5 protein-coding genes and 1 pseudogene are annotated in these 5,645 nt (G+C 35.3%); 2 read left to right on the forward strand and 4 right to left on the reverse strand.

Annotation, left to right across the window (positions count from 1 at the left end; all coding sequences use genetic code 11):
• Nucleotides 1-321, reverse strand: a pseudogene (locus WFK35_RS19890) (hypothetical protein); the annotation flags it as partial.
• A gap of 201 nt (nt 322-522) precedes the next feature.
• Here WFK35_RS19890 and glgP point away from each other — a divergent pair.
• Nucleotides 523-2,181 (forward strand): alpha-glucan family phosphorylase, encoded by a 1,659-nt coding sequence (gene glgP, locus WFK35_RS19895; RefSeq protein WP_336734165.1) that lies wholly within the window; start codon nt 523-525, stop codon nt 2,179-2,181.
• A 192-nt stretch (nt 2,182-2,373) separates the two neighbouring features.
• Here glgP and WFK35_RS19900 read toward each other — a convergent pair whose 3' ends face one another.
• Together WFK35_RS19900 and WFK35_RS19905 are read right to left on the reverse strand one after the other, a co-directional pair.
• Nucleotides 2,374-2,559: a DUF6496 domain-containing protein gene (locus WFK35_RS19900; protein WP_214588680.1), complete on the reverse strand. Its 186-nt coding sequence runs from the start codon at nt 2,557-2,559 to the stop codon at nt 2,374-2,376.
• Nucleotides 2,560-2,570: 11 nt separating this feature from the next.
• Nucleotides 2,571-3,044 carry a hypothetical protein gene (locus tag WFK35_RS19905; RefSeq protein ID WP_235132645.1) on the reverse strand — a complete coding sequence of 158 codons (474 nt, stop codon included), beginning with the start codon at nt 3,042-3,044 and terminating at the stop codon, nt 2,571-2,573.
• Nucleotides 3,045-3,164: 120 nt separating this feature from the next.
• On the opposite strand from WFK35_RS19905, the gene WFK35_RS19910 reads away from it, so the two are divergent.
• Nucleotides 3,165-5,294 (forward strand): S9 family peptidase, encoded by a 2,130-nt coding sequence (locus WFK35_RS19910; protein ID WP_336734168.1) that lies wholly within the window; start codon nt 3,165-3,167, stop codon nt 5,292-5,294.
• Nucleotides 5,295-5,346: 52 nt separating this feature from the next.
• Here WFK35_RS19910 and WFK35_RS19915 read toward each other — a convergent pair.
• The coding region (locus tag WFK35_RS19915) for a type II toxin-antitoxin system RelE/ParE family toxin (protein WP_336734170.1) at nt 5,347-5,645 on the reverse strand (299 nt) is incomplete at its 5' end.

A 5,645-nucleotide genomic window follows, 5' to 3' on the forward strand; every position in this document is an offset into this window, starting at 1 on the left:
GTTCAGATTGCTTTCAACCTTCTTCATTTCAAGATGATTGATTACTTCGGTAAGCTCGATTCCGATTTTCTTATCATTAAATTTTGCAATAAAGTCGGGGCTTTCGCAAGTTAAATCTTCAAATTTAACTTCAGGGAAATGGTGCATAAAGGAGTTGAGCAGTAAAATTTCCGCTTTCTTTTTATATTTTTCGCGGTCATGTAGCTGAGATTCGTCGATCTTACGATGATACTTCTCTATCGGCTTCTTTTTCAAGTGTCGGTTCAGATAATATAAGCTCAGATTTTTAATTAAATCCTCATCAGAAAATGCCTTTTTCATGTGCTTATTATTTTATTGTTATGGAACACATAAAACTTCCGGTTTCAGATCATGAAGTTTTGATTATCAAAAAATTACATATTAAAGGTAAATAAAAAACAGATTCAAAAAGTATTTTTAATGTTAATTTATAAAATAATTAATGTAGAGTTTATTTTCATAATTAATACCTTTGCCTCCTCACTTAATAAACTGTTACACATGGATTTTAAAAATTTTAAAATACCTTTTAGCGTAAATCCGCAGTACTCCAAGAAAGTTGCTTATTTTTCTATGGAATTTGCGATTGAGCAGGTGCTGAAAATATATTCGGGAGGATTAGGATTTTTGGCGGGTTCCCACATGAGAAGTGCTTACAATCTGAAACAGGATCTTATCGGAATCGGGATTCTCTGGAAGTTCGGGTATTACGATCAGGCAAGAAATCATGACCAGACGTTACAGCCGACATGGACGAAGAAAATGTACAGCTTTCTGGAAGACACCGGCATAAAATTTCAGATAGAAATTCACAGCGCTCCGGTTTGGGTAAAAGTTTGGTATCTTGATCCTGAAATTTTCCACACGGCTCCTATGTTTTTTCTTTCAACAGATGTTCCTGAAAATGATCATATTTCTAAAACCATCTGTCATAAATTATATGACGCCAACGAATCTACGAAACTGGCTCAATACATTCTTTTAGGAAAGGGAGGAGCAAAATTACTCGATGAAATGAACATTGAAAGAGATGTTTATCATTTAAATGAAGCTCACGGACTTCCTGCAGCGTTCCATCTGCTGAAAAAATACAGCGGAAACCTGAATAAAGTGAAAGAAAAGCTGGTTTTCACCACGCATACTCCTGAAGAAGCTGGAAATGAAAAGCACAATATGAGATTGTGTTATGATATGTCTTATTTTTCAGGCTTCAGCATGGAAGAGGTAAAAAATATTGAAGGTTCTGATGATGACCGTTTCAACCATTCTCTTTGCGCGCTGAAAATGGCAAGAATAGCAAACGGAGTTTCCCAGCTTCATGGGGTAGTTTCCAGAGCAATGTGGAGCAAATATCCGGGAATCTGTGAGATTACTTCGATTACGAATGCGCAGGAATTCAAATATTGGGCAGACAAACCGCTTTACAATGCAAAAGACGAAAACGACGAAACGGTTTTCGATTACCGTAAGAAACATTTAAAGAAAAGATTATTTAAAATCGTAGCCGACCAGACCGGAAATTTATTCAATCCAAATGTTTTTACCATTGTCTGGGCGAGAAGATTTGCAGGGTATAAACGTGCCGATCTGCTTTTACATGACAAAGACCGATTCTACAAGCTGTTAAATCATCCGAAATATCCGGTTCAGATCATTTGGGCAGGAAAGCCTTATCCGATGGATTATTCTGCGATTTCTACCTTCAATTCTCTTGTAGAAGAAAGCAAAAACCATAAAAATATGGCGGTTCTTACAGGCTATGAACTGTCTTTGAGTAAATCTTTAAAGCAGGGTTCTGATCTTTGGCTGAATAATCCTAGAGTTCCGAGAGAAGCTTCAGGAACCTCCGGAATGACGGCTTCCATGAATGGTTCTGTAAATCTTTCCACAGATGACGGATGGATCCCTGAATTTGCAAAACACGGGGAAAATTCTTTTGTGGTTCCGAAAGCAGATTATGCCAATATGAGCATCTACGAACAGGATAATTATGACCTTAACAAATTATACGAAATTCTCGAAAATGAAATTCTTCCTACGTATTATGACAAGCCGGATCAATGGAGAAAAATTCAGTATAATTCTATGAATGATGTTAAAGATCAGTTTAACAGCGACAGAATGGCGGATGAATATTACAGAATTATGTATAATGATTAATGTTAATTGTTAATAAGCTTTTAAACCATTAAGGTCGATTTAAGAAGTTAAGTATTATTTAAGTTTTGATAACGCTACATTAAAATCAGAAATGATAAATCTTAAAGAAACCTAACTTCTTAATCAATTTAATGGTTCAATATATGAAACAAACAAGGCTTGGAAAATTTTTCCAAGCCTTGTTTATTTAGGTTAATCTTTTTTCTTTTTAGGGACTTTTAAGCCCTCCTGTTTCGCTTCAGAAATACCAATGGCAACTGCCTGTTTTCTGCTTGTCACTTTTTCTCCGGAAGAAGATTTCAGCTTTCCTTCCTTGAATTCGTGCATTACTTTTCCTACTTTGTCCTGAGCCTTATCTGAATATTTTGTCTTGCTCATATTATTTATTTTTAAGATTTGGGTATAGAAACTCCGATTTCATAAACTCGGGCGTGCTTCAGATATTTAGAACGCTCTCTGGAAGTTACCGACTCAAAATGATCATTTTTAATCACTACAATCGGATCTTCTGTATTTTCGATTTCAAAATTGGCGATGTATCTTTCATCCGGTGGAGACTGCAATAGTTTTGCTTTAATTTTCTGCAGTTCATCGGCATATTTTCTGAATCCGGGATCTGAAGAATGGATAAATTTGTATTCATCTCCCGCATCTACGAAATAATGTAATTGTTTTTGCAATAATCCTGCTTCATTACAGATTTCGGGATTATCATTTCCGTCTTTGAAACCCACTTCTACCAGTTCCCCTCCTTTTTTATGGGCACAATCTTCGGCATCTTTGTAACTTGAAAATCCGGTGTATACTATTTTATCTTCCAGTTCGTATCGGTTCAGTTTTTGGTTAAAAGCATTCGTTTCCATAATTATATTTTAATTTGATTGTACCTTAATATATCCAATTTTACTGCCAAAATCAGAGATTTAAAAAGCTTTTTTTACCATTTTAAAAATTATTATATTTGAAATCTTTTAATATTAGAAATGAAAAAATTCTTACTAACGCTTACAGTTGCTGTGGCATTTCAAAGTTTATCCGCTCAGGAAATTACTTTAGATAAAATATATTCAGGATATTACCGCGGAAAAGGCATTGCCGGAATTACCTCCATGAAAAACGGTGAAAATTATCTGGTTATCGAACAGGGAGGAATTGCAAAATATTCTTACAAAACTTCCCAAAAAGAAGGAAACCTTGTGGATGGACAGTTCCAGAGCTATGAATTTTCTGATGATGAATCCAAAATTTTGTTACTGAAAGACAGTGAGCCGATTTACAGACACTCGTTTTTAGGAAAATATGAAGTAAAAGATCTGAAATCCGGAAAAACAGTAAGTCTTAATGAAGGAAAATTTGTTCAGGAGCCAAGATTTTCTCCGGATGCTACAAAAGTGGCTTTTATTGCAGATAACAATCTGTTTTATCAGGATCTGAATTCAGGAAAAATCACACAGATTACGCAGCACGGTGTTAAAAATAAAATTTTAAACGGACTTGCAGACTGGGTTTATGAAGAAGAATTCGGACACGCAAGACTGTACGAATGGACAAAAAACTCGGATGCGATTCTTTTCGTAAAATTAGATGAAACGGAAGTTCCGGAAATCTATATTCCGATTTATGGTAAGACGCTTTATCCAAGCGAAATGCGTTACAAATATCCAAAAGCCGGAGAAAAAAATTCTGTCGCTTCAGCGCATATTTATCAGTTGAGTGACGGTAAAAAGACAACCGTTAATTTAGACAGTTTCAAGCATTATTATATTCCGAATGTAATTCAGACAGCAAAACCGGACGAAATTGTTTTGATTACTTCAGACAGAATTCAGAATGCTTCTGATATTTTAAAAGTCAATACAAAAACAGGAGCTGTTCAGAAATTATTCACAGAAACGGATGAAAAATGGATTGATACAGACAGCCCGACCTTAGAATTTTTAGAGGACAATTCTTTCCTTTGGGGCTCCGAAAGAGACGGGAACCGCCATTTATACTGGTATGACAAAGATGGTAAACTGAAAAAGCAGGTTACGAAAGGAAACTGGGAAGTAACAGATTATTACGGATTTAATCCAAAATCAAAGGAGATCTACATTCAGACCACAGAAAAAGGAAGCATCAATAAAGTAGTTTCCAAAGTAAATATCGAAAACGGAAAATCTCAGTTGATTTCCAGTGCGGAAGGAAATAATTCTGCTAATTTCAGCAAAAACTATAATTATTTCATCGAAACTTCTTCTACAGCTTCAAAACCTTATACTTATGTTTTAAAGGACGGAAACGGCAAAACAGTAAAAGAACTTCAGAATAATGAAGCACAGCTACAAAAATTAAAAGCTGATAATTTCGTAGAAAAAGAATTCATTACCATTCCGAATGAAGCGGGAGATCAGATGAATGCGTGGATCATCAAGCCTAAAAACTTTGATAAAAACAAAAAATATCCATTGTTTATGTTCCAGTATTCAGGTCCCGGTTCTCAGCAGGTTGCCAATTCATGGGACAACGGAAACGGAATCTGGTTTGAAATGCTTGCTCAGAAAGGATATATCGTAGCTTGTGTCGACGGTCGCGGAACAGGTTATAAAGGTGCTAAATTCAAGAAAGTAACGTACATGAATTTAGGGAAATATGAAATTGAAGATCAGATTGCGGCAGCAAAATGGTTCGGAAATCAATCATACATTGATAAATCCAGAATAGGAATGTTCGGATGGAGCTTCGGAGGGTATATGACGAGTCTGGCAATGACAAAAGGAGCCGATGTTTTCAAAATGGGAATTGCAGTGGCGCCGGTAACGAACTGGAGATATTATGATTCTGTTTACACGGAAAGATTCATGAGAACACCACAGGAAAATCCGGACGGATACGATAAAAACTCCCCGACTGAATATGCGAATTTATTGAAAGGGAAATTCTTATTAATCCACGGAACTGCCGATGATAATGTACACTTCCAGAATTCTATGGAGTTTTCGGAAGCTTTGATCCAGAACAAAAAACAGTTTGATTTTATGGCTTATCCTGATAAAAACCACGGAATTTATGGCGGACAGACAAGACCACAATTGTATCAGAAAATGACTGATTTTATTTTGGAGAATTTGTAATTCAATATTTTAGCATAAAAAAATCCGGATCTAAAGTTTAGATCCGGATTTTTTATTTTCTGTATTCCCATTCCTCAGAATTTCTGGAAGTATGAAAGACAGAATATACTTCAATTAGATTTTTCTCTTCGCTGTAAGAATAATGAATTCCAAAAGGAAATTTTTTGAGAAAAACAATTCGGGTGTCGCCATATTTAAGTTCAACGGACAATGGATTTTCCTTTATTAAATCGATTTTATTCCGAAAATCAATAAGAAATCTGTTCCATAATTTTTTATTAATTTTCCTGTACCAATCGTTGATTTCTTTTAAATCCTGCTTTACAAAATGTCCGTAAATTAACCTAGTCG

Source organism: Chryseobacterium sp. VD8 (genome assembly GCF_037149975.1).
Classification (GTDB): domain Bacteria; phylum Bacteroidota; class Bacteroidia; order Flavobacteriales; family Weeksellaceae; genus Chryseobacterium; species Chryseobacterium indicum.